General features: G+C 71.6%; 22 protein-coding genes and 1 pseudogene. 14 read left to right on the top strand and 9 right to left on the bottom strand.

Going from position 1 to position 22,419, the window contains the following annotated elements; all coding sequences use genetic code 11:
• Positions 1-111: 111 nt before the first annotated feature.
• Entirely contained in the window at positions 112-861 is a 750-nt protein-coding gene (locus QFZ76_RS12950) for a lysozyme (protein WP_307673853.1), read from the bottom strand.
• 196 nt (positions 862-1,057) lie between these two features.
• On the opposite strand from QFZ76_RS12950, the gene QFZ76_RS12945 reads away from it, so the two are divergent.
• The 3 genes from QFZ76_RS12945 (at position 1,058) to QFZ76_RS12935 (ending at position 4,838) form a co-directional block, all read left to right on the top strand.
• Positions 1,058-1,789, top strand: a complete 732-nt coding sequence (locus QFZ76_RS12945; protein WP_307673852.1) for a class II aldolase/adducin family protein — start codon at positions 1,058-1,060, stop codon at positions 1,787-1,789.
• A gap of 283 nt (positions 1,790-2,072) precedes the next feature.
• Positions 2,073-3,203, top strand: a complete 1,131-nt coding sequence (locus QFZ76_RS12940) for an alpha/beta hydrolase (RefSeq protein WP_307679997.1) — start codon at positions 2,073-2,075, stop codon at positions 3,201-3,203.
• 222 nt (positions 3,204-3,425) lie between these two features.
• Positions 3,426-4,838, top strand: coding sequence for a hypothetical protein (locus tag QFZ76_RS12935; RefSeq protein ID WP_307673851.1), 1,413 nt, complete (start codon positions 3,426-3,428; stop codon positions 4,836-4,838).
• Between the two features lie 28 nt (positions 4,839-4,866).
• Here the strand turns inward: QFZ76_RS12935 and QFZ76_RS12930 are convergent, their stop codons facing one another.
• A complete protein-coding gene (locus QFZ76_RS12930; protein ID WP_307673850.1) occupies positions 4,867-5,280 on the bottom strand; it encodes a VOC family protein in 414 nt (137 codons plus the stop codon).
• A 318-nt stretch (positions 5,281-5,598) separates the two neighbouring features.
• On the opposite strand from QFZ76_RS12930, the gene QFZ76_RS12925 reads away from it, so the two are divergent.
• From QFZ76_RS12925 to QFZ76_RS12915, 3 genes are all read left to right on the top strand, one after another.
• On the top strand, positions 5,599-7,197 hold the full coding sequence (locus QFZ76_RS12925; protein ID WP_307673849.1) for an ABC-F family ATP-binding cassette domain-containing protein: 1,599 nt from the start codon (positions 5,599-5,601) through the stop codon (positions 7,195-7,197).
• Between the two features lie 394 nt (positions 7,198-7,591).
• A complete protein-coding gene (locus QFZ76_RS12920) occupies positions 7,592-7,813 on the top strand; it encodes a helix-turn-helix domain-containing protein (RefSeq protein ID WP_004002281.1) in 222 nt (73 codons plus the stop codon).
• 126 nt (positions 7,814-7,939) lie between these two features.
• Positions 7,940-8,743 carry an enoyl-CoA hydratase/isomerase family protein gene (locus QFZ76_RS12915; RefSeq protein WP_307673848.1) on the top strand — a complete coding sequence of 268 codons (804 nt, stop codon included), beginning with the start codon at positions 7,940-7,942 and terminating at the stop codon, positions 8,741-8,743.
• A gap of 22 nt (positions 8,744-8,765) precedes the next feature.
• On the opposite strand, the gene QFZ76_RS12910 is transcribed toward QFZ76_RS12915, so the two are convergent.
• Complete coding sequence (locus QFZ76_RS12910) at positions 8,766-9,473, bottom strand: nucleopolyhedrovirus P10 family protein (protein WP_307673847.1); 708 nt, start codon at positions 9,471-9,473, stop codon at positions 8,766-8,768.
• 87 nt (positions 9,474-9,560) lie between these two features.
• On the opposite strand from QFZ76_RS12910, the gene QFZ76_RS12905 reads away from it, so the two are divergent.
• From QFZ76_RS12905 to amaP, 5 genes are read left to right on the top strand one after another with little or no spacing between them, the layout of a single operon-like run.
• Positions 9,561-10,046 (top strand): Asp23/Gls24 family envelope stress response protein, encoded by a 486-nt coding sequence (locus QFZ76_RS12905; RefSeq protein WP_307673846.1) that lies wholly within the window; start codon positions 9,561-9,563, stop codon positions 10,044-10,046.
• 34 nt (positions 10,047-10,080) lie between these two features.
• On the top strand, positions 10,081-10,275 hold the full coding sequence (locus QFZ76_RS12900) for a hypothetical protein (RefSeq protein WP_266441886.1): 195 nt from the start codon (positions 10,081-10,083) through the stop codon (positions 10,273-10,275).
• Complete coding sequence (locus tag QFZ76_RS12895) at positions 10,272-10,655, top strand: Asp23/Gls24 family envelope stress response protein (protein ID WP_307673845.1); 384 nt, start codon at positions 10,272-10,274, stop codon at positions 10,653-10,655. Before QFZ76_RS12900 ends, QFZ76_RS12895 begins: the two co-directional genes overlap by 4 nt.
• On the top strand, positions 10,652-11,317 hold the full coding sequence (locus QFZ76_RS12890; RefSeq protein WP_307673844.1) for a DUF6286 domain-containing protein: 666 nt from the start codon (positions 10,652-10,654) through the stop codon (positions 11,315-11,317). The genes QFZ76_RS12895 and QFZ76_RS12890 overlap by 4 nt, the downstream gene beginning before the upstream one ends.
• A 5-nt stretch (positions 11,318-11,322) precedes the next feature.
• Positions 11,323-11,901 carry an alkaline shock response membrane anchor protein AmaP gene (amaP, locus tag QFZ76_RS12885; RefSeq protein ID WP_307673843.1) on the top strand — a complete coding sequence of 193 codons (579 nt, stop codon included), beginning with the start codon at positions 11,323-11,325 and terminating at the stop codon, positions 11,899-11,901.
• A gap of 13 nt (positions 11,902-11,914) precedes the next feature.
• Here amaP and QFZ76_RS12880 read toward each other — a convergent pair whose 3' ends face one another.
• From QFZ76_RS12880 to QFZ76_RS12860, 5 genes are all read right to left on the bottom strand, one after another.
• Positions 11,915-12,670 (bottom strand): SDR family oxidoreductase, encoded by a 756-nt coding sequence (locus QFZ76_RS12880; RefSeq protein WP_307673842.1) that lies wholly within the window; start codon positions 12,668-12,670, stop codon positions 11,915-11,917.
• 5 nt (positions 12,671-12,675) lie between these two features.
• Positions 12,676-14,460 (bottom strand): glycoside hydrolase family 15 protein, encoded by a 1,785-nt coding sequence (locus QFZ76_RS12875; RefSeq protein WP_307673841.1) that lies wholly within the window; start codon positions 14,458-14,460, stop codon positions 12,676-12,678.
• A gap of 132 nt (positions 14,461-14,592) precedes the next feature.
• Positions 14,593-15,387, bottom strand: coding sequence for an SURF1 family protein (locus QFZ76_RS12870; protein WP_307679996.1), 795 nt, complete (start codon positions 15,385-15,387; stop codon positions 14,593-14,595).
• Positions 15,388-15,457: 70 nt separating this feature from the next.
• Positions 15,458-15,691 (bottom strand): hypothetical protein, encoded by a 234-nt coding sequence (locus QFZ76_RS12865; protein ID WP_266441903.1) that lies wholly within the window; start codon positions 15,689-15,691, stop codon positions 15,458-15,460.
• Positions 15,692-15,819: 128 nt separating this feature from the next.
• Positions 15,820-16,806: a DEDDh family exonuclease gene (locus QFZ76_RS12860; RefSeq protein ID WP_307673840.1), complete on the bottom strand. Its 987-nt coding sequence runs from the start codon at positions 16,804-16,806 to the stop codon at positions 15,820-15,822.
• Between the two features lie 214 nt (positions 16,807-17,020).
• Between QFZ76_RS12860 and QFZ76_RS12855 the strand changes: the two are divergent.
• Positions 17,021-17,639: pseudogene (locus tag QFZ76_RS12855) on the top strand (VIT family protein).
• Positions 17,640-17,642: 3 nt separating this feature from the next.
• Here the strand turns inward: QFZ76_RS12855 and QFZ76_RS12850 are convergent.
• Positions 17,643-20,732, bottom strand: coding sequence for an NACHT domain-containing NTPase (locus tag QFZ76_RS12850; RefSeq protein WP_307673839.1), 3,090 nt, complete (start codon positions 20,730-20,732; stop codon positions 17,643-17,645).
• Between the two features lie 151 nt (positions 20,733-20,883).
• On the opposite strand from QFZ76_RS12850, the gene QFZ76_RS12845 reads away from it, so the two are divergent.
• A complete protein-coding gene (locus tag QFZ76_RS12845) occupies positions 20,884-21,756 on the top strand; it encodes a sterol desaturase family protein (protein ID WP_307673838.1) in 873 nt (290 codons plus the stop codon).
• A complete protein-coding gene (locus QFZ76_RS12840) occupies positions 21,699-22,418 on the top strand; it encodes a lysoplasmalogenase (RefSeq protein WP_373464291.1) in 720 nt (239 codons plus the stop codon). The genes QFZ76_RS12845 and QFZ76_RS12840 overlap by 58 nt, the downstream gene beginning before the upstream one ends.
• Position 22,419 lies beyond the last annotated feature (1 nt).

The following is a 22,419-nucleotide window of genomic DNA, read 5'->3' as shown; positions in this document are numbered from 1 at the left end:
GGCAACCTGAATGAACGGAAGATGAACTGGGGCAGGCCGCACGGTGTCTGAAGTTGACGGTTCTCGCACCGCCTCACCCCGTCCGCTCCGTGCGGCCCAGGCGCCGCACGGTCAGCTGCCTCTGGCGAACTTCCTCAGCTGGGTCAGGGACCCGTTGAAGAGATTCTGATCACCCGGCAGGGCGCCGCTGTTGTCGTACTGCCAGATCGTCCAGAACGACCAGCCGGCCGGCAGCGCTCCCGCGTTCGCCGAGTCGTAGCGAGCGGCCCACAGCGCGTGGTTGGAGCCGAAGGCGCGGCTGCTGCCGGTGCACGTGTTCCACCAGTGGGCGGTCGTGTAGATCACCGGACGGCGGCCGGTGAGCCGCTTCACCTCGCCGCTGAACGACTTGATCCAGCTGACCATCTGCGTCTTGGTCAGGCCGTAGCACTTGTGCTTCTTGTCGTACGGGTTGTACTCGATGTCGAGTGCGGGCGGCAGCGTCCAGCCGTCCGCGGTCCAGCTGCCGCCGTTGCGCACGAAGTGTGCCGCCTGTGCCTTGCCGGACGACTTGTTCGGCAAGGCGAAGTGGTACGCCCCGCGGATGATGCCCGCGTTGCGTGCGCCGTTGTACTGCTGGCTGAAGTACGGGTTGCGGTAGGTGGTGGACTCGGTCGCCTTGACGTAGGCGAACGTGGCGCCCTTCGTCCTGGCCTTCTGCCAGTCGACGTTCTTCTGATGGGACGAGACGTCGTGCCCCTTCGGCAGGCTGGCTGCCGAGGCGGGCGTTTCGGCGAGGGCGATTCCCCCGACGGTGAGTGCCGCCACGGACACCGCTAAGGCGCGGGCGCGGCGGCGAGACGGATTGCGATCACGGGCCATATGTCCCCCCGGAATGGCGACGTGCACGACAAATCCCCCAGAGAGTACTGGAAGATCATCGGATGCTCGCCGATCTCCGGCCAAGTGATCGAAGAAGCCTGTGTATGCCCATATGCGCCCTTTCGGAGGCGCGAGTTCCGGCCTAAAGTGCCCCCGCCCGGCAGCAGGTCGACGCCATGCCTGACAGGATCGCCGCATGGCTGAGGAGCAGCGTGATCCGGGAGGCGTGCGTGGCGTTCGGGAGGGCGCACAGGATGTGCGGGAGCCGCGGGGGAGGAGTGTGCGCCCCGAGGAGGCGCACGCCTGGGAGGCGCTCGTCGCGACGGCCCGCCGGACGGTGTCCGACGGACTGGTCGTCGGCACCTCCGGCAACGTCTCGGTCCGCGTCGAGGACACCGTCCTGGTCACACCGTCGGGCGTGCCCTACGACCGGCTCGCGCCGGACGACGTCACCGGCGTCGACCTCGACGGCCGGCAGGTTCTGGGCACCCTCGTCCCCACCAGCGAACTGCCCATGCACCTCGCGGTCTACCGCGCCACGGACGCCGGCGCCGTCGTGCACACCCACGCCGTGCACGCCACGGCCGTCTCGACGCTCGTCCCCGAGCTCCCGGCGATCCACTACATGGCAGCCGCGCTCGGCGGAGCCGTCCGGGTTGCCCCGTATGCCACATACGGCACCGACGAGTTGGCCGAGAACATGCTCCACGCCCTCGCCGACCGCTCCGCCTGCCTCCTCCAGAACCACGGCACCCTCACCTACGGCACCACCCTGGACCAGGCCTACGACCGCACGGCCCAGCTGGAATGGATGTGTCGCCTGTGGCTGACGGCATCCTCGGTGCCGGGGCTGTCGCCGGCCCTGCTGTCCGAGGCCCAGATGGCGGAGGCGGGGGAGCGGCTGCGGGGGTACGGCCAGCGCGGCTGAGCCGCCGCACGCCGCACGCCGCACGCCGCACGCCGCACGCCGCACGCCGCACGTCGCACGCCGCATGCCGCATGCCGCATGCCGCATGCCGCACGTCGCACGTCGCACGTCGCACGTCGTACGCCCCGTCACCTGGCCCGCCGCGCCGCACGCCCGGTCGCGCGCCCCGCCCCGCCCCGCCGAGCCGCATGCCACCCACCTCCCCGGCCCGCCCCACCGGGAAGGGCCACCCCGAGCCGCCCTCCCACTGGTCGTCGGCGAGGTACGCCACGACACTGGACGGGTGCGCACTGTCACCGCAACGGCCGCCGCCGTCACCGCAGCCCTGGCTGCCGGCGCCGCCGGAATCGCCGCCGGCCGGCTCGCCAGCGATGCCGCGCTCAAGGCGCCCCCGGGCCGCCCGCTGCCGACCGAACCCCGGCTCACCGTGCACGCGACAGCGGCCGGCCGTATCGCCCTCACCCGCGACCTGGCCGCCCTGCGCCCCGGCACGTACGGCCTCGGCGGCGACGGCTCGCACGCGGTCGTCGGCCCCGTCCTCGGCATGGAGTCCCACTCCGTCGACACCGTCGTACGCCGCCTGGAACGCGTCTCGCACGGCACCCTGAAGCCCGGCGACAAGGTCTGGCTCACGCCGAACGTGTACGCCGGCGACCCCGGTTCGGCACTGGACCTGGACCATGCCGACGTCGACGTCCCCGGCGAACTCGGCAGCCTGCCCGCCTGGTTCGTGCCCGGCACACGCGGCACCTGGGTGATCGCGGTGCACGGCCTCGGCACGACCCGCGAACACTCCATGAACACGATGGCGTTCCTGTACCGTCACCGCTTCCCGGTGCTCGCCCTCGCCTACCGCGGTGACCTCGGCGCCCCCCGCTCGCCGGACGGTCTCAACCACCTCGGCGAGACCGAGTGGCGTGACCTGGACGCGGCCATCCGCTATGCCGTGAGCCACGGCGCCCGGCGGATCGTCCTGCACGGCTGGTCCACCGGCGCCGCGATGGCGCTGCGCGCCGCCGCGCACTCGGGGCTGCGCGAGCGGATCTCGGGGCTCGTCCTGGACTCCCCGGTGCTCAGCTGGGAGGCGACCCTGCGCGCGCTCGCCTCGGCCCGCCGCACACCCGGCGCCCTCCTCCCGCTCGCGGTACGCGCCGCGCAGGGCCGCGCCGGCCTGTACGACGACCGCCTCGACGCCGCCGCGGCGCCCGAGCGGCGCGACCTGCCGCCGACCCTGATCTTCCACGGCCCGGACGACACGGTGGCCCCCTGGGACCACTCCCGCCGCCTCGCCGCGACCCACTCCGGCAGGGTCGCCCTCCACACGGTCCGCCATGCGCCCCACGCAGCCATGTGGAACGCCGACCCCGCGGCCTACGAAGAGACCATGCGTCGCTTCCTGACGCCCTTGATGTGACACGACGCCCCTCTGCCGCCCCTCTTCGACGGGACACGACGCCTCCGTCCATCCGTCCGCACCATCCCCGTCCCCGCCCGGTCGCACTGGTTCCGTTTAACGCCGTACCAGTGGCCTGATCTCGGCCTCCGGCCGCCCGCGAGGGCCCGGCGTCGGCCCTCCCCGTCGCCCGCCGTGCCATTCCGTTTGGGTTTTCGGACCGTCAACCGGAAGACTGCACCCGTGACGTCCCGTATCCCGCGCGACTCCAGGCTTCGACTCGTCCGCCCGCGACCCCTGGCCGCCGCCCCCACAGCTGTGAACCAGCGGCGCCTGCGCCGCCCCGCACCCCGCCCGCCGGAAGGCACACCGGCCCCCGCGGAGCTGGCCAGAATGGCGCGCTCCGGCCTGGCCCCCGCGGCCCGCGTCGCCCACTGGGCGGACGTCGCGCTGCGCCCCGGCCGGGACGGCGCGAACCCTGACAACAAGGGCACCCTGGCCGACGAGACCGCCGAACGGGCCGCCCTGGACCTGGGCCTGACCGTGACTCAGGTCCGCGCCGACTGGGACACCGCCCGGCTCGCCGGTCTCGTCGAGGTGCACGGCGGCACCGCCCGCCCCGGCTGGCGGCTGCGTGCCTGGGACCGTGACGACAGCGCCGTGCTGCGCGGCTGGGTCGCCCTCTTCGACGCCTGGTCGCTCGCCTTCCCGGAACCCACCGACCACGAGCCGTCCGCCGTCGCCGAGGTCGTCTCGGCGATGCCCCAGGTGCTCTCCTTCCTCCAGCTGTCCGCCGGCCCCGTCCCCGTGGACCAGCTCCTCGACCTCCTCCAGCAGCGGGTCACCGAACTGCGCACCGAGCGCTGCGAGATCCCGTACGGCCCGCAGCCGGTACCGGCACTGTCGCCCCCGGCCCAGCCGGAGCCCGCCGACGCCCCGCTCTCCCCCCTCCTCGACTGGGCGCTGCGCGCCCTCGCCTCCGTCGGTGCCCTCACCTACGGCGACGGACAGGCCACGCTCACCCCGCTCGGCAACTGGGCGGTCTGGGTCAAGCTGGAGCAGATCTGCGTCGCCGCCCAGAGCCCCGCCGGGAACATCGAGCAGGCGGCCGAGGACATGCTCCGCGGCTGTGCCCAACTGCGCCCGAACGCGGCCCGCGCCGAGTACCGCGCCTGGCTCGCCGCCCGCACCGTCGGCAGCGCCGTCACCGAGCTGCTCGGCGCCGCCCGCGGCGAGGACGCCCTGCTGCGCGGCCTCGCCTTTGAGGCGCTGCGCGTCGTCGGCGCCCCCGCCGAGCCTGACGTGCGCTCCGTGGCCGACGAGCCCACGCTGCGGCCGTACGCCCTGCTGTGGCTGGCCGAGCACGACGGCATCGACCCGGAGGACGCCCACGAAGTCCTCACCCGGGAGGAGGCGACCTGGCTGTGGGTGGACACCGCCGCCGCCGTCGCCGACCACGGCGAGGCCCCGATGCTCGTGCGTCACCTGGAGTCCGCGGTGCAGCCGACCATCCCCATGCTGCTCGACGAGGTGCGTGCCGTCGGTCACCCCCGCACCGTGCAGGTCCTGGTCGCGCTCGCCGCCGCGCATCCCGACCCGGCCCTGGCCAAGGCGGTCCGCCGGGCGGCCTTCCAGGTGCACACCGGGGGAAGCTGAACGCGGGACTGCCGGCGCCTGTCCGCCGTCAGGCGTCTATTTCGGGGGCGTAGGTGCCGAAACTCCAGATATTGCCCTCGGTGTCCCGGGCCATGTAGTCCCGCGAGCCGTAGTCCTGGTCGGTCGGGGGCATCAAAATCTCCGCGCCGTGATCCACGGCACGCCGGTGGTGTGCGTCGACGTCGTCCACGACGACGTACACCCCGCTCGGGCCCGCGCCCTTCATCGCCGTGTCGAAGACGCCGCCGTGGCCCTTGGAGCCGATCATCACCCCGCCGTTGCCCTGCACCAGCTCGGCGTGCAGCACCGAGCCGTCCTCGCCCTCGTACACCGACAGCTCCGTGAAGCCCAAGGCCTCCGTGAGCTGCCGGATCGCCGTCTTGGCGTCCGCGTACAGCAGGGTCGGGTAGATGCTGGGCCGCCCGCCGTTCGTTCCTGCCATGCCGATCACTCCTTTGTGATCCCGTGTGCTCCCGTGTGATCCCGCTGTCATTTCCGCCGGGAATTTCACCTGGTGCCCAGTCTGGCAGCGACCACTGACAACGCCCGGTGAGCAGCGTCCGCCGCCGAAGTCGCCGTGCTTTCCCCGGCCCCCCTCTCGGCCCTCTCGGCCCTCTCGGCCGGCTCGAACACCCGAACGCAGAAAAAGTGGTTGCACGGCCCCGTTAGACTGGCCCCATGGCCATTCTCCTCGCGCATTAGACGGCGGGAACGTCCTCAGCCGCCCTTCCCGTCACCCCATCCGCCCTGGAGTCTGTCCGTGATCTCCGCCTCCGGTATCGAGCTGCGCGCCGGTTCCCGCATCCTCATCGAGTCCGCCACCTTCCGCATCGCCAAGGGCGACCGCATCGGCCTGGTCGGTCGCAACGGCGCCGGCAAGACCACGCTCACCAAGGTCCTCGCGGGCCAGGGCATCCCCGCGGGGGGCACCGTCACCCGCTCCGGCGAGGTCGGCTACCTCCCGCAGGACCCGCGTACCGGCGACCTCGACCAGCTCGCCGGTGACCGCATCCTGTCCGCGCGCGGCCTGGACACCCTGATCCGCAAGATGCGCGAGAACGAGCAGCGCATCGCCAACGGCAGCGGTGCGACGCGCGAGAAGGCGATGCGGCAGTACGAGCGCCAGGAGACCGAGTTCCTCACCAAGGGCGGGTACTCCGCCGAGGCCGAGGCCGCCACCATCGCCGCCGCGCTCAACCTGCCCGACCGCGTGCTCGGCCAGCCCCTGCATACGCTCTCCGGCGGTCAGCGCCGCCGTATCGAGCTGGCCCGCATCCTGTTCTCCGACGCGGACACCCTGCTCCTGGACGAGCCGACGAACCACCTCGACGCCGACTCGATCGTCTGGCTGCGCGACTACCTGAAGACCTACCGCGGCGGCTTCATCGTGATCTCCCACGACGTCGACCTGGTCGAGACGGTCGTCAACAAGGTCTTCTACCTGGACGCCAACCGCTCCCAGATCGACGTCTACAACATGGGCTGGAAGCTCTACCAGCAGCAGCGCGAGGCCGACGAGAAGCGCCGCAAGCGCGAGCGGCAGAACGCCGAGAAGAAGGCCGCCACGCTGCATTCCCAGGCCGACAAGATGCGCGCCAAGGCCACCAAGACCGTCGCCGCGCAGAACATGGCCCGGCGCGCCGACAAGCTGCTGGCCGGCCTGGAGGCCGAGCGGAAGTCCGACAAGGTCGCCAAGCTGCGCTTCCCCGAGCCCTCCCCGTGCGGCAAGACCCCGCTCATGGCGGAGGGCCTGTCGAAGTCGTACGGCTCCCTGGAGATCTTCACCGACGTCGACCTGGCCATCGACAAGGGCTCGCGCGTCGTCATCCTCGGCCTCAACGGCGCCGGAAAGACGACCCTCCTGAAGCTGCTCGGCGGTGTCGAGAAGCCCGACACCGGAAACATCATCGAGGGTCACGGCCTCAAGCTCGGTTACTACGCGCAGGAGCACGAGACCCTCGACCCGGAGCGCACGGTCCTGGAGAACATGCGCTCCGCCGCCCCCGACCTGGACCTGGTGCAGGTCCGCAAGACGCTCGGCTCGTTCCTGTTCTCCGGCGACGACGTCGACAAGCCGGCCGGTGTCCTCTCCGGCGGTGAGAAGACCCGCCTGGCGCTCGCGACCCTGGTCGTCTCGTCGGCGAACGTCCTCCTCCTGGACGAGCCGACGAACAACCTCGACCCGGCCAGCCGCGAGGAGATCCTCGGCGCCCTGCAGACCTACAAGGGCGCCGTCGTCCTTGTCACCCACGACGAGGGCGCCGTCGAGGCGCTCCAGCCGGAGCGGATCATCCTGCTGCCCGACGGCGTCGAGGACCTCTGGGGCGCGGACTACGCGGACCTCGTCGCCCTCGCCTGAGACCTCGTGGGCCCTCGCCCGCGGGCCGGGACGGGTCCGGGACGGTCGGGAACGCTTGATCGAAGACGTGATCCACTGCGTCTGGATCATTCGGCCCATCGGTGATCCATCATCTGTGTGAGATCTCCTCGTACCGAGGTGTGTCCTACATCGATTTCACGGCCGAGCCCTTTATCGACAAGGGCTCGGCCGTTGCACGTCCCTGACCTGGCACTTCACGAAAGAACCCGTTCGGCGGTACGAACGCCAGCACGTTGAATTACAGATTCCGCTTGTGGGGACACGCTCCCGTCGTCAAAACCATGTCTTACGGACCTTGCCGAATGGGTGGCCATGACGGCCCGGAGGGGTGATCATGAGGAGACCAGAGCGCACTTCCCATGAGGAGGCACGGGTGGCCGAGACTCTGAAGAAGGGCAGCCGGGTAACCGGCGCCGCGCGCGACAAGCTCGCGGCAGACCTGAAGAAGAAGTACGACTCCGGTGCGAGCATTCGAGCGCTGGCCGAGGAAACCGGCCGCTCGTATGGCTTCGTGCACCGGATGCTCAGCGAGTCGGGCGTCACGCTTCGTGGGCGTGGCGGGGCGACGCGGGGCAAGAAGGCCGCCTCGTCCTGAACCCGGCGGATCATCGGCTTCGATGATGACCACCCGGTCGGTCGGCTGATCGGCCGGGTGGTTACTGTGCAGTCACTTAGCATCTAGCGACATCGCTCTGCTGACCGCACTCATCGGAGGCGCCCCATGGCTTCGCCCGACCAGGAACTCGTTCCCCTGCTCGACAAGGACGGCGTACGACTCACCGTGGACGACGCGCTCGCCACGGTGACGCTGACCAACCCGGCCAAGCGCAACGCCCAAAGTCCCGCTCTGTGGCGGGCGTTGGCCGAAGCCGGGAGGCAGCTGCCGGGCTCCGTCCGCGTGGTCGTCCTGCGCGGCGAGGGCAAGTCCTTCTCCGCCGGGCTCGACCGGCAGATGTTCACGCCCGAGGGGATCGAGGGCGAGCCGTCCTTCATCGATCTCGCGCGCGGTGGCGACGCCGAACTCGACGCCGCCATCGCCGAGTTCCAGGAGGGCTTCACCTGGTGGCGGCGCAATGACGTTGTGTCCATCGCCGCCGTCCAGGGCCACGCCATCGGCGCGGGCTTCCAGCTCGCGCTCGCCTGTGATCTGCGCGTCGTCGCCGACGACGTGCAGTTCGCCATGCGCGAGACCAGCCTGGGGCTGGTGCCGGACCTGACCGGTACGCACCCGCTCGTGAGCCTGGTCGGCTATGCCCGGGCGCTGGAGATCTGCGCGACCGGGCGGTTCGTGCACGCCGAGGAGGCCGTGAGCACCGGGCTGGCGAACGTCGCCGTGCCCGTGGAGCAGCTCGACGGCGCGGTACGCGACCTGGCGGCGGCCCTGCTGGCCGCGCCCCGGGACGCGGTCATCGAGACCAAGGCGCTGCTGCTCGGCGCCCAGGACCGGGACTACGAGGCCCAGCGCGCCGCCGAACGGGCCGCGCAGGCACGCCGGCTGCGCGACCTGGCCGGCGTCGGCGAATGAGCCGTCAGCCGCTGCAGCAGGCTCAGCCGACCGCGGTCACCAGCACCGCCACCGTCGGATGATCCGCTAGCGCCTGCTCCACCTTCGCGCGGACCTCCAGGGCCACGTCCAGGGCCCGGTGGTCCGCGCGTACCGCCAGCTCGACCCGTACATGGCGGCGCGGCAGCGCGTTCTCGCCCTGCCCGTCCTCGACATGCACCGGCCGGCCCAGCAGGTCCGTCAGCCGGGCCACGCCCGGGACCGCCAGGACGGCGGCCGCCGCACGGCCCTCGTCACCGCCGCCGGCCTCCGCGGGGCGCGCCGCGTCGGACCGCCGTACCGGAGCAGGCTCGGACTCCTCGTCCAGCAGGTCCGTCACCCGCAGGTCCACCTCCGCCACCGCCAGGCCGAGCCCGTCCGCCGCGGCCGCCAGAAGCGCCCGCAGCTGGGCCGCCGTCGTCGGCAGCGGCTCGGACAGCGCGGCCGCGAACTCCGCCGTCACCCGCAGCGGACCGGGCGGCAGAGCGCTCGGCGGCGGTGGTACGGCCGGCTCGTGCGCGTCCGCCGGGTCGGCGAGGCCGATCCGCAGCGGGCCCAGCCGTACGCCGGGCAGGTCCTCCGCCGCGCGCAGGAGCACCGCCTCCGCGGCCTCCTCGGAGATCCACGCGCCGTCGCGCGGGCCGCCCAGGGGCAGGAGCCTGCCCAGCCGCAGCCGCTGTCGTACCGCCTGTGTGAACCGGTCCGCCGTCATTACTCCAGCCTGCCGCATCCCCGGCGCGCGATCGCGCAACCCGGCTTACCGTGGTCGAAGAGCGACGACCGGAAGGGACGTACGGGGATGAGCGACATGACAGAGCGCAACCGGACACAGAGCCCCGAGGGCCAGACCGAGCCGCAGGTGCAGACCCGCAAGGCCGTCAAGCGCGGCGGCGGGGACCCGGCCGGCCGGGGACGGACCACCATCGCCGACGGAGTTGTGGAGAAGATCGCCGGGATGGCCGCCCGGGACGTCCTCGGCGTGCATGCGATGGGCAGTGGGCTGAGCCGTACCTTCGGGGCCGTACGGGACCGGGTGCCCGGCGGGACCAAGGCCGTGACGCGCGGGGTCAAGGTCGAGGTCGGCGAGGTGCAGACCGCGCTCGACCTGGAGATCGTCGTCGAGTACGGCGTGGCGATCGCCGACGTGGCCCAGGCGGTGCGGGAGAACGTCATCGCGGCGGTGGAGCGGATGACCGGCCTCGAAGTCGTCGAGGTCAACATCGCGGTGAGCGACGTGAAGCTGCCGGACGAAGAGGACGAGGAGCCGGAGTCGCGGCTCCAGTGACGGACCGACGACCGGCAACCGAACGGAGGGCACCATGAGCATGGCCGTGGTCGGCATGATCGCCGGCATGGCGCTGGGCTTCGCCGGGTACTTCGGCGGATTCGGCGCCTTCCTGCTGGTGGCTGCCCTGGGCGCCATCGGTTTCGTCGTCGGCCGGTTCCTCGAGGGGGACCTGGATCTCGGCGACTTCTTCCGCACCCGTGACCACCGGCGTGACGGGCGGCGGTGACGTCCGTGAGCGGAGGAGCCGCCGAGCTCCGCAGACCTGCGGCCGTCGTCCCGGCGGGCGAGCGCGGGGCGACCAGGATCGCCGACCGGGTCGTCGCGAAGATCGCCGGACAGGCGGCGCGCGAGGCGCTCGGCGCGCTGCCCGAGGACGCCGCGCGCCCGTACGCCACCGTCGTCGTCCGCCATGAAACGGCCCGCATCCGTCTGCACCTAGAACTCGAATACCCCAGCGACATCGGCGCCCGCTGCGGTCGGGTGCGTCGTCATGTCGTCGAGCGGGTAGACGCGTTGGTGGGCATGGAGGTGCCGGAGGTCGCCGTCCAGGTGGAGCGGCTGCACCCGGCAACGGCGTACGGCGCGGCACAGGGGAGGACGCGATGAGCGAGCCCCAGGGCTCCGAGGGCACCACGCAACGACTGCCGGTCATCGAGAAGGAGACCGACACGGGTGGGGAGTACGAGGCTCCACCCGCGCCGGCCGGCGAACGGGCCGAGGCCGGCGACAGCGGGCGGTTCTGGTCGGCGCGCAGGGTACCGGCCGGCATCGTGGCGCTGCTGCTCCTGGTCGTCGCGGGGGCCTTCCTGTACGACGTCGCCGCCGTGCGGGCCGACCGGGACGCGCTGGCCTGGCGCCGCGACCTGGCCCGGCAGCTCGCCGAACGGCCCCTCGACGACACCTGGGTGCTCGTCGGCGCGGGCGTCGCCGCGGCCCTCGGCCTGTGGCTGATCGTGCTGGCCGTGACACCCGGCCTGCGCGCGGTGCTGCCGATGCGGCGCACCCACCCCGACGTACGCGCCGGACTGCACCGGGAGGCGGCGGCCATGGTGCTGCGCGACCGGGCCATGGAGGTCGCCGGACTGCAGTCGGTCCGGGTGCGGATGCGCCGTACCCGCGCCGACGTCCGCGCGGTCTCCCACTTCCGCGAACCGGACGACGTACAGGCCGACCTGGACGCCACACTCGCCGAGGCCGTGCGGGGGTTCGGGCTGACCCGGCCGCCCACGCTGTCGGTGCACGTGACGCGACCCGTACGGAAGAGGTGAGTACGGTGCTCAGGACCGTCAACCGGGTACTGCTCGGCGTCGTCGGCCTCGTCCTGGTCGTCGTCGGAGGTTCCGTGCTCGCCGTGGGACTGGGCGCCCCGGCGCCCTCGTGGTGGATCCACCACAATCAGCACGACGTGCTGCTCAGTGACGCCGAGCGCACCCGGTGGCGGGACGCCGGCTGGTGGTGGCCGGCCGTCCTCGCCGTGCTCGCCGTCCTCGTGCTGCTCGCCCTGTGGTGGCTGACCGCGGTCCTGCGCAGGCACCGGCTCAGGGAGGTCCTCGTCGACACCGGCGACGGCGAGGGCGCGCTGCTGCGGGGGCGCGCCCTGCAGGGCGTACTCGCAGGCCAGGCGGGCGATCTGAACGGCGTCGCCCACGCCCATGCCCTGCTCACGGGCCGCCCGAGCGCCCCGGAGGCCCGCGTACGCCTCCAGCTGGAGCCGCATGTGGATCCGGGGGCCGCCCTCGACGACCTCACGGCCGTGGCACTGACGAACGCCCGCAATTCGGCGGGCCTCGCGTCACTCCCGGCGGAGGTCAGGCTGACCGGGGTCAAGCACCGTGCGGAGCGGGTCAGTTGAGGAGGCTTCAGGCTCAGAAGCCGTGCCGCATCCCCCCGTCGACCGGCAACATGATCCCCGTCAGATAGGAAGCCGCCGGCGACAGCAGGAACGCGGCCGCCCGCCCGAACTCGTCCGGCTTGCCGTACCTCCGCAACGGAATCCGCGACTCGTTCGCCGCCCGCGTCGCCTCCGGGTCGGCGGACAGCCCGTCCAGCTCGCGCACGCGATCCGTGTCGATACGGGCCGGCAACAGCCCCACGACCCGAATCCCGCGCGGGCCCAGCTCATCCGACAGCGACTTGGCGAACCCGGCCAGCCCCGGCCGCAGCCCGTTCGAGATCGTCAGCCCCGGAATCGGCTCGTGCACCGACCCGGACAGCACGAACCCGATCACGCCGCCCGCGTCCAGCTCACCCGCCGCCGCCCGCGCGAGCCGCACCGCGCCGAGGAACACCGACTCGAACGCCGCCTGCCACTGCTCGTCCGTGTTGTCGGCGACGAACCCCGGCGCCGGCCCGCCGACGCTGACGAGAATGCCGTCGAAGCCTCCGAAGTGCTCGCGCGCGGTGGCGATCAGCCGTGCGGCCACGTCCGGTTCGGCGTTGTCCGCGGCCATGCCGAGCGCGTTCGGGCCGAGGGCGGACGCCGCGTCGGCGACGCTCTTCTCGTCCCGGCCGGTGATGACCACCTTCGCGCCGTCGGCGACCAGCGCGCGCGCGGCGGCGTTGCCGAGGCCGCGGGTGGCCCCGGTGACTACGTACACCCGGTCCTTCAGTCCAAGATCCATGGTCCCTATCCTGCCCGCTCGTCCCCGAACAGGGCGAGGGCCGTGTTCACCAGACCGATGTGACTGAACGCCTGCGGGAAGTTGCCGAGCTGCATTCCCGCCACCGGGTCGTACTCCTCGGACAGCAGCCCCACGTCGTTGGCGACGCCCACCAGCCGCTCGAACAGCTCCCGGGCCTCCTTCGTACGGCCCGTCATGTGCAGCGCGTCCGCGAGCCAGAAGGAGCACGCCAGGAAGACGCCCTCGCCGCCCGGCAGTCCGTCGACGGGCGACTCCTCGACGCTGTAGCGGCGTACGAAGCCGCTGTGGCCCAGCTCGTCGCGGACCGCGTCGATGGTGCCGACCACCCGCGGGTCGTCGGGCGGCAGGAAGCCGACGCGCGGGATGAGCAGCAGCGCGGCGTCGAGTTCGCGCGAGCCGTAGTACTGCGTGAAGGTGTTCCGATCGGCGTCGTAGCCCTTTTCGCACACCTCGCGGTGCACCTCGTCGCGCAGTGCCCGCCAGCCGTCCAGGTCACCGCTCAGCGCCGAGTAGGACTCCAGGGCGCGCACGGCACGGTCGGCGGCCACCCACACCATCACCTTCGAGTGGACGAAGTGGCGGCGGCCGCCGCGCACCTCCCACAGCCCCTCGTCCGGCTGCCGCCACGACGACCGCAGGAACTCCAGCAGGACGCTCTGCATGGACCACATGTGCGGCTTGGCGGGCAGACCCGCCCGCCGGGCCAGCGACAGCGTGTCCATGACCTCGCCGTACACGTCCAGCTGGAGCTGCTTCACGGCCTCGTTGCCGATCCGTACGGGCCTGGAGCCGGCGAAACCGGACAGCCACGGCAGCTCCAGCTCGGGCAGCCGCCGCTCGCCCGCGAGGCCGTACATGATCTGGAGGTCCGCCGGGTCGCCGGCGACCGCCCGCACCAGCCAGTTCCGCCAGGCCTCGGCCTCCTCCTGGTAGCCGCACGACAGCAGGGCGCCCAGGGTGAGGGTGGAGTCGCGCAGCCAGCAGTAGCGGTAGTCCCAGTTGCGCACCCCGCCCAGCTCCTCGGGCAGCGAGGTCGTGGCCGCGGCCACGATGCCGCCGGTCGGCCCGTAGGTGAGCGCCTTGAGGGTGATCAGGGAGCGGACCACGGCGTCCCGGTGCGGACCCTCGTAGCGGCAGCGCGCCGACCACGCCTGCCAGTCGGTGACGCTGTGCTCCAGCGACTCGTACGGGTCGACGAGCGGCGGGCGCGGCTCGTGCGAGGGGTGCCAGGTGAGGACGAAGGCGACCTTCTCGCCCTCCTCGACGGTGAACTCGGAGTGCGTACCGAACGCCTCGCCCCAGGTGTGCACCTCGGGTTCGCTGCGCAGCCACGCCGAGTCGGGTCCGGCGACGGCCACCCGATGGCCGTCGGCCCGGCGCATCCACGGCACGACCGAGCCGTAGTCGAAGCGCAGCCGCAGGGTGCTGCGCACGGTGACCCGGCCGCCGAGGCCCTCCACGACGCGTACGAGGTCGGGGGCGCGGTGGCGCTGCGGCATCAGGTCGGTGACGCGCACGCTGCCCTCGGCGGTCTCCCACTCGGTGTCGAGCACGAGGGTGCCGGGGCGGTAGGCGCGTCTCGTGCACCGGTCCGCGCCCTTGGGAGCGATCCGCCAGTGGCCGTTGTCCTCGTCGCCCAGGAGCTTGGCGAAGCAGGCGGCCGAGTCGAAGCGGGGCAGGCACAGCCAGTCGACGGAGCCGTCCAGCCCGACGAGGGCGGCGGTCTGTTCGTCGCCGATGAGGGCGTAGTCCTCGATACGGGGGTGCACGCAGTGCGGGTTCCCGGAGCACCGGGGTGGCAATCCGGGGTGGGGGCCGGGTGGGTGACGCGGGGCGGCTGTACCGGTGCCGGTCGGCTGTTTCCGGTACGGGTCAGCTGTTCCGGTGTCTGTTCCGGGTGCTCACACCGGTGCCGGTTCCGTCTCGGCCGTGGTCTGCTCGGCCTCCGCCGCCTGCCGGTCGCGCCGTTCCCGGCGGACCAGGACCACCCAGCCGATCGGCACGCCCGCGGCGAACAGCCACCACTGGATGGCGTACGCGTAGTTCAGTGCCGCGTCCTCGTCGCCGGGCGGGCCGAGCAGCTCCGGGGTGTCGCCCTTCGGCTCGGGAGACGTCTGCGCGATGTAGCCGCCGAGCACCTGGGCGTCGAGGCGCTGTGCCTGCTGCTCGCTGTTGATCAGCATGATCTGCCGGTCCGGCAGTCCCTTGAGGTTCTTGATGCCGCTCGCCGCGGTCGTCTCGTCCGGCATCAGCCGTCCGGTGACGGTGATCTCGCCGCCGGGCGGGGCGGGGATCTTGGGGAAGGCGGTCTGGCTCGGACCGTTCGCGGGGATCCAGCCGCGGTTGACGAGCAGCACCTTGCCGTCCGTGAGGACGAACGGGGTCAGGACGTGATAGCCGACCTCGTCGTCGGAGTTGGTGCGGCGGCGGACGACGACCTCGTCGTCGGTGTCGAAGCGGCCCTTCGCCGTCACGCGTCGGTACCGCTCGTCGGTGGTGACCGTGTGTCCGGGGGAGGTCATCCGCTCCACGGGCACCGCGTCGGCGGAGAGCGCGTCGGAGACCAGCTGGTTGCGGGCGGTGCGCTCCTCGTAGCGGTGCATCTGCCAGATACCCAGCCTGATCATCGTGGGGATGAGGAGGAGGGCGACCAGCGTGAGGATCACCCACTGCCGGGACAACAGGAAGCGGTACACCCCACGACCGTACAACTCGGTCGTGGGGCGCATGGAGGCGGGTACCGGAAGCAGGGCTTCCGGGCAGGCCTCACACCTTGTCGACGATGCCCGCCTTTCCCTCCGCGCGGGCGCAGTGGGCGCCGCAGAACCATTGGCCCTCGACCTCGACGCCCTGGCCGATGATCTGCACTCTGCAGTGCTCGCAGATGGGTGCCATGCGGTGGATCGCACAGGAGAAGCAGTCGAAGACGTGCACCGCGCCCTGGGCGTGCACCTCGAAGGTCATTCCGTAGTTATTGCCGCAAACTTCGCAAGTCGCCATGCGCCACAGGGTGAGCGCTCGGCGCGTCCCGGGCGAGCGGGCGCCGGGCGAGTCGCCCGGCAATCACCCGTCCGTACGGTCGTCGGCACACAGTTCCGTACGGGGTTCCGTATGGGTATTGGGTACGGTCAGCCCTCCGACGCCGGTTCGACATCCCCCAGGAGTTGTCCGAACGCGGCCTCGTCCACCACCGGTGTTCCGAACTGCCGGGCCTTGACGACCTTCGACGTGCCCGAGTCCGGGTCGTTGGTGACGAGCAGGCTGGTCAGCCGGGACAGGCTCGTCGCGACATGCAGCCCGGCCTCGGTCGCGCGGTCCTCCAGCAGGTCGCGTTCGATGGACGTGTCCCCGGAGAAGGCGACCCGCATGCCCTGCTTGAGCTGCTTGCCCTCTTCGTACCGTCCTGGATTGGGATAGGGACATGCGGGCCTTTTGCGGGCAGGGCGCCAACTGGTCTGCCGATAGCTTCCGTAGCCCGCCGCCTGCTGCCGGGGTACGGCCCGGTCCGTCCACTCGGTCAGCGGCCGGCACTCGTGCAGCGGCAGCCGTACGCCGCCCGCCGCCGCGGCCCTCAGGCTCGGCCGGAACGCCTCCGCAAGGACGCGCGCGTCATCGAGGGCATGGTGCGCCCGCTGCTGGACGACCCCGAAGTGCGCCGCCAGGGCCTCCAGCTTGTAGTTGGGCAGCGGCAGGGCCAGCTCCTTGGAGAGCGCGATGGTGCACAGCCGCTGTCGCACCGGCGCCTCGCGCTCCGCGCGCGCGTACTCCCGGGCGATCATCTGCCAGTCGAAGACCGCGTTGTGCGCGACGAGCACCCGGCCGTCCAGGCGGGCCGAGAACTCCTCGGCGATCTCGTGGAAGAGGGGCGCGCTCTCCAGCACGTCGCTCGTCAGGCCGTGGATCCACACCGGGCCCGGGTCCCGTTCCGGGTTGACCAGTGTGTACCAGTGGTCCTCGACCTCACCGCGCGCGTCCAGACGGTAGACGCCCGCGGAGATTATCCGGTCGTCCCGGGCCAGGCCGGTGGTCTCCACGTCAACGACCGCGTATCCCTTCGGATACGCGGCCGGCCAGGCGGTGGGGGAGGACGCTGCCCTCATGCGGTCTTCGAGCATGGTCCCTGAGGATACGGGTCGCGACTGACAGTCCCCTTCCTCAGGTGCGCTGTTGGGTTCGACAGGCGTGTTGTCGGGTTCGTCTGTTCGGGCTCGGCTTGTTTGTGCTGCGACTTCGGGAGCTGTTGCGTGCGGAAGTTCCGCCTCTTCCGGTCCTCGACGGCGGTCTGCGTCGGTACGGGGCTCACCCCGCCTGGAGTGCGATCCTCCGACTGTGACCGAACCCACCCATGACGAGGCCCACGGCGGAGGGCTCGCCTCCCGCCTCAACTGGCTGCGCGCGGCGGTCCTGGGTGCGAACGACGGCATCGTCTCCACCGCGGGCCTCGTCGTCGGCGTGGCCGGCGCCACGGACGACCGCGCCGCCCTGCTGACCGCCGGCCTCGCGGGCCTGCTCGCCGGATCCATGTCGATGGCGGCGGGCGAGTACGTGTCCGTGTCCACGCAGCGCGACTCCGAGAAGGCCGCTCTTGCGCTGGAGAAACGGGAGTTGCGCGAGCAGCCGGAGGCCGAACTGGAGGAGCTGGCCGACCTGCTGGAGGGACGCGGGCTGAGCCGGGAGGTGGCCAGGGAGGCGGCCGTCCAGCTGACGGAGCGGGATGCGCTGAGGGCCCACGCGCGCGTGGAGCTCGGTATCGACCCCGACGAGCTCACCAACCCGTGGCACGCGGCCGGCGCGAGCTTCCTGGCCTTCACGGTGGGGGCGCTGTTGCCCCTGCGACTGGGGGCCGCGCGAACCGGGCGGCGCTGTCCTGCGGACCATGGCGGGCGGGGCGTTGGCGATGGGGGTTACGTATGGGGCGGGGGCGTTGCTGGGAGCGGCGGGGGTTTGAGGGTCAGGAGGGGAGGAGTTTGAGGCGCTCCGGGGGGAGGAGGTCGGCACCTCGCAGATCCGTGTTGGGGGTCACGTAGATCGTGAGGTCCTCCATGTCTGCCAGGGGGGTCAGATCGATCGTCCCGGGGCAGCGGTTCAGGGAGAGCCTGCGCAGTTCCGGCAGCTCCTCCAAGGCGTCGAGGCCTGTGAGGAGTTCGCATGCGTAGAGAATGAGTTCGGCCAGATGCCGGTGGCGAGCCAGGTCCGGCGGGACCACTAAGGGGCTGTTGAGGATCTGTAGGCTCCCGACGTTCGGCGGCTCCTCCAGCCGGGCCAACTGCTCGGTCTGCGCTGCTCCTGAGATGGTCAGCCAATCGAGCCGGGTCCAGCGGGAGAGCCCGTCCAGCTTGATGTGACGAGCCTTCGGGTAGAGCCCGAGACCGGTGAGCACATGGTCGTCCGGAATGTCCGCCACGGACCGCAATCCTTCAGGGGCGTAGCCCAAAACCAGCTGCTTCAGGTCCGTGAGCTCACCGATACGAGTCAGACGCAGCTCAGGGGAGAGGTCGTGGAGGTAGAGCATCTCGACCGGCAGCCCCTCCAGAGGCGAGAGGTCGCGCACGCGTGGACAGCTTTGGATGCCGAGCAGCTCGAGCCGGGCCATCCGGGAGAGGGGTGAGAGGTCCCCCAGCTCATCGTCGTCATTGAGGAACAGCCACCTCGCCCGCCCGCTCCGGACGAGCGCCTCCGGGATGCCCAGGTTCCCCTTGAGGTGGAACTTCTCGATGTGTGGGAGCCGTTCGAGAACGTCCACCTGGTCGGGCGAGACGACGTGCAGGTACGACTCGGGGAGCGACGCCCCGGCCAGCACGGCATCCGCGTATTCCTCCGCATCGAAGGATCGCCAACTGGTCGAGAGCTGGTAGGTCACCTGGAACCTGGAATCCTCCCGGAACCGCCTGATGACGGCGAGAGCCGCCGGCCCGCCCACGAGCGCCGCAGTCCGCACCACCGCCCCCGCCGTCTCCTCGTCCAACCCCTCCGGCCCCGGCAACAGCTCCACCACCAGCTCGCCGACCTTCGCGAGCTCCTCCGCCTCCTCCAGGGACCGCGGCGGCATCAACTCCTCCGCCCGCGCCTCCACTTCCCGCCGCACCCCGGGGTCCAGCTCCGGCGCATGCTCCAGACTCGCCGCCGCGAGCAACACCAACCGGTGCCGATACCGCTGCACCTTGTCCGCCCGCCGCAGCAACTGCCGTAGCAGCCGCCCCCGCTCCTCCACGCGCGCGTGCCCCACCGCCATCCGCACGACGTCGTCCCACTGGTCGTCGTGCGCGTTGCGCACCAGCACCCCGAAGTCGCGGGCCTCCACGGCCGCCTTCGCACCCAGGTAGTCCTGGAAGGTGCGGTGGACGAAGTCCACATAACCGGGCACCGGTTCGCGCAGCAGCCCGCTGCGGATCAGCAGATGGGTGAAGACCTGCTCGGCGTCGCCCTGCTCGCCGACCTGAGGCATCGCTGCCAGCCACTCGTGCAGCATTGCGATGACGTCTCGCCGGTCCGCCTCCACCTGCCCGTTGCGGATCATCCAGTACGCCAGCCGCTGAAGCAGGGCCGTCTGCTCCTCGCGGGACAGGACGACACCCTCGACCGAGGAGATCTCCCGTTCGGTGTCCCGGCGGATCAGCAGCATGTCCAGGGCGGCGTCGTACAACTCCTTGCGGGCTCGCGGGAGGTGCATGCGCCGGTCGCGGTTCAGGGCGCACAGCAGCGCGCACATCAGCGGGTTGGTGGCGAGCCGGCCGAGGTCGCGGCGGGTGGTGACGGCCTCGCCCAGGCTGGCCTCGTAGCGGTCGAGCAGCGCCCGTTCGCCGTCCGGGGCGCACTCCTGGCGGGCCGCGTCGTGCCAGTGCCGTACGAACGCCCGGATGTCCTCGCGTTCCATCGGCAGCAGAGTGTGCGCCGTGAAGCCGTGGGGCGCCAGCCAGTCCTCCGGGACGGCGGACGGGCGGGTCGTGACCACATACCTGGCCTGCGGGAAGGCCGTGAGCAGCGACTTCAGCCACTTCTCCGTGCGGGCACGCAGCCGCGGCGGCACCTCGTCGACGCCGTCCACCAGCACCAAGGCACGGCCGCTGCCCAGGAGCTCCTCGACCCAGCCCCGCGGCGCGCGCAGCGGTACGCCCGAGGCGGGCAGGAAGTCCTCCGGCAGCGGGAGGCCGTCCGGCGTGTTGAAGGACCGCAGACGCAGCACGAACGGCACGCAGCGGTTCCAGTCCGCCAGCTCCGGGCCGAAGCTCCGCCGGGCCGCGTTCAGTGCCAGCCACTGCATCAGCGTCGACTTCCCCGACCCGGCCGGGCCGCGCAGCAGCAGCCTGCGGCGGTCCGCGAGCGCCTGCTCCACCTTCACCGGCGTCTGCGCCCCGCCCGGCGCCCCGTGCCCCTCGCCGTGCGGCGCGTAGCGGGGCTCCCCGGTCACCGCGAGGCTCAGGTACGCCGTGTCCAGCGGCCACTCGGCACGGCGCCGGCCGCCGAGCGTGACGCCGAACAGCTCCAGCCGGGAGTGCGTCTCGGCCACGAAGTCGGCGTACCGCTGCTCGAAGGCAAGGCCCTCCGAGGACTCCAGGCCTTTCTGGTCCCGCAGCAGCGCCCTGGTCCGCCGCGTCTGCTCCACCGCCGCCCGCGCCGCGAACGACGGGTGCGCGGTGAGCTGTTCGAGGACGTGCGCACAGCACAGCCGCAGCAGCTCCTCGTAGAGGCCTTGGGCGGGCTCCGCCAGGTCCGGGACGGGGCGCCGCAGTTCGTCGGCCAGCCGTCCGGGGTCGAGGTCCACCGCGAACAACCGGTCCGGGGTCAGATCGCCCGCCGCCGCGAAGGTGTCCTGGACCGCCGCCACCGCCGCCAGCCGCTCGTGCTCCGGCAGTGACGCGTACCCGCCGGCGATCCGCCCGCCCAGCACCCGCGCCAGCTTCTCGGGACCCGCCGGCTTCGGCAGCGGCCGCACCGGATCCGCCACCAGACCCGCGCCCGGACTCGGCCTGAGCATCGACTTCGCGACCGTCGACACCACCGTCGACGCCAGTCGCACGACCACGACCTCGAGCCCCTGCATCCCCCGGCCTCCCCGTCTCCTGTCCACGGCATCGTAGGCAGGGGCGGTGGGTCCCTTGGCGGAGATCGCCAAGAAGCAAGCGCGTACCGTCGGTAATACTTGTGGGTAACAACGTCTAGCCGCGGCCGACCAGCGGTTCTACGGTGCCCACATGCCGAACCTGCCCGATGTCGTGCTGTGGTCGATCCCCGCCTTCGTCCTGCTCACCGTGGTCGAGATGATCAGCGTCCGCCTCCATCCCGACGAGGACGCGGCCGGCTACGAGGCCAAGGACGCGGCCACGAGCGTCGGCATGGGGCTCGGGAGCCTCGCCTTCGACTTCCTGTGGAAGATCCCGATCGTCGCCGTCTACACGGCGATCCACGAACTCACCCCGCTGCGGGTACCCGTGCTGTGGTGGACCGTCCCTCTGATGCTGCTCGCGCAGGACTTCTTCTACTACTGGTCCCACCGCGGCCACCACGTCATCCGCATCCTGTGGGCCTGCCACGTCGTCCACCACTCCAGCCGCCGGTTCAACCTCACCACCGCGCTCCGCCAGCCCTGGACCTCGCTGACCGTCTGGCCGTTCTACGTCCCCCTCGTGGCCGCCGGCGTGCATCCGGCGGCCCTCGCGTTCTGCTCCTCAGCGAACCTCGTCTACCAGTTCTGGATCCACACCGAGCGGATCGACAGGATGCCTCGCTGGTTCGAGTTCGTCTTCAACACGCCGTCGCACCACCGGGTGCACCACGCCTCTCAAGGCGGCTACCTGGACCGCAACTTCGGCGGCATCCTCATCGTCTGGGACCGGCTCTTCGGATCATTCGTTGCCGAGACCGTGCGGCCCGTCTATGGGTTGACGAAGAACATCAACACCTTCAACCCCATCAAGGTGGCCACTCATGAGTACGTCGCCATCCTCAAGGACGTGAGGGCGGCAGCCGGTTGGCGTGAGCGCGCGGGGCGGGTGTTCCGGGGGCCCGGATGGCAGCCGACGCCCGCGCCGACCGCGGAAGCGGCCGAGGAAACCGTGGTCGTGTGACCGTTCGCCGCGCCCTCCTCGCCGCCTTCGCCCTGGTCGCGGCGACGGACCTGGTCAGCCTCGCCGTCGGGTTCGGCATCGGGCACACCGTGAGCAAGCCGCTTCTGATGCCCCTCCTGGCCGCGTACGCGGCAGCGCGCGGTGCTCCCCGTCTCCTCCTCGCCGCCCTTCTCTTCGGCTGGGGCGGCGACGTCCTGCTCCTTTTCGACGCCGAGCCGGCCTTCCTCGCGGGCATGGCCTCCTTCGCCGCGGGGCACATCTGCTATCTCGTCCTCTTCAAGGCGTACGGCAAGGCACGCGCGCGTTGCGGCCTCCTCGTCCCCGCCTACACCACCGCCCTGCTCACCACCGTCGTCCTGCTCTGGCCGGACCTGCCCGCCGGCCTCCGCGTCCCCGTCGCGGGCTACAGCCTCCTGCTCACGGCCATGGCGTACGCGGCCGGGGCCTGGCTCGGCCTCGTCGCCGGCCTCGGTGGTGCGCTCTTCCTGCTGTCCGACACCCTGATCGCGACCGGCGTCGCCGACTGGCCCCAGCCGCCTCGGCCCGACCTCTGGATCATGCTCACTTACATCGCCGCGCAGTTCCTGCTCACCGTTGGCGCACTCGGTGCACTCGAAGCGAGGGACGAGCGCACCGCCCTCAAGGTGATGGTCACCGACTGAA

The organism is Streptomyces sp. V4I2 (assembly GCF_030817655.1).
Lineage (GTDB): Bacteria > Actinomycetota > Actinomycetes > Streptomycetales > Streptomycetaceae > Streptomyces > Streptomyces plumbiresistens.
The sequence above is the reverse complement of the archived record's forward strand: the minus strand, read 5'-3'. Positions and strand labels throughout refer to the sequence as shown.

Coding starts and splice junctions, on each gene's coding strand:
- QFZ76_RS12900 (WP_266441886.1), top strand. CDS start 10,081: ATGAGCATGGCCGTGGTCGGCATGATCGCCGGCATGGCGCTGGGCTTC.
- QFZ76_RS12945 (WP_307673852.1), top strand. CDS start 1,058: ATGGCTGAGGAGCAGCGTGATCCGGGAGGCGTGCGTGGCGTTCGGGAG.
- QFZ76_RS12840 (WP_373464291.1), top strand. CDS start 21,699: ATGGCAGCCGACGCCCGCGCCGACCGCGGAAGCGGCCGAGGAAACCGT.
- QFZ76_RS12865 (WP_266441903.1), bottom strand. CDS start 15,691: ATGGCGACTTGCGAAGTTTGCGGCAATAACTACGGAATGACCTTCGAG.
- QFZ76_RS12850 (WP_307673839.1), bottom strand. CDS start 20,732: ATGCAGGGGCTCGAGGTCGTGGTCGTGCGACTGGCGTCGACGGTGGTG.
- QFZ76_RS12910 (WP_307673847.1), bottom strand. CDS start 9,473: ATGACGGCGGACCGGTTCACACAGGCGGTACGACAGCGGCTGCGGCTG.
- QFZ76_RS12950 (WP_307673853.1), bottom strand. CDS start 861: ATGGCCCGTGATCGCAATCCGTCTCGCCGCCGCGCCCGCGCCTTAGCG.
- QFZ76_RS12880 (WP_307673842.1), bottom strand. CDS start 12,670: ATGGATCTTGGACTGAAGGACCGGGTGTACGTAGTCACCGGGGCCACC.
- QFZ76_RS12845 (WP_307673838.1), top strand. CDS start 20,884: ATGCCGAACCTGCCCGATGTCGTGCTGTGGTCGATCCCCGCCTTCGTC.
- QFZ76_RS12905 (WP_307673846.1), top strand. CDS start 9,561: ATGAGCGACATGACAGAGCGCAACCGGACACAGAGCCCCGAGGGCCAG.
- QFZ76_RS12890 (WP_307673844.1), top strand. CDS start 10,652: ATGAGCGAGCCCCAGGGCTCCGAGGGCACCACGCAACGACTGCCGGTC.
- QFZ76_RS12930 (WP_307673850.1), bottom strand. CDS start 5,280: ATGGCAGGAACGAACGGCGGGCGGCCCAGCATCTACCCGACCCTGCTG.
- QFZ76_RS12860 (WP_307673840.1), bottom strand. CDS start 16,806: ATGCTCGAAGACCGCATGAGGGCAGCGTCCTCCCCCACCGCCTGGCCG.
- QFZ76_RS12915 (WP_307673848.1), top strand. CDS start 7,940: ATGGCTTCGCCCGACCAGGAACTCGTTCCCCTGCTCGACAAGGACGGC.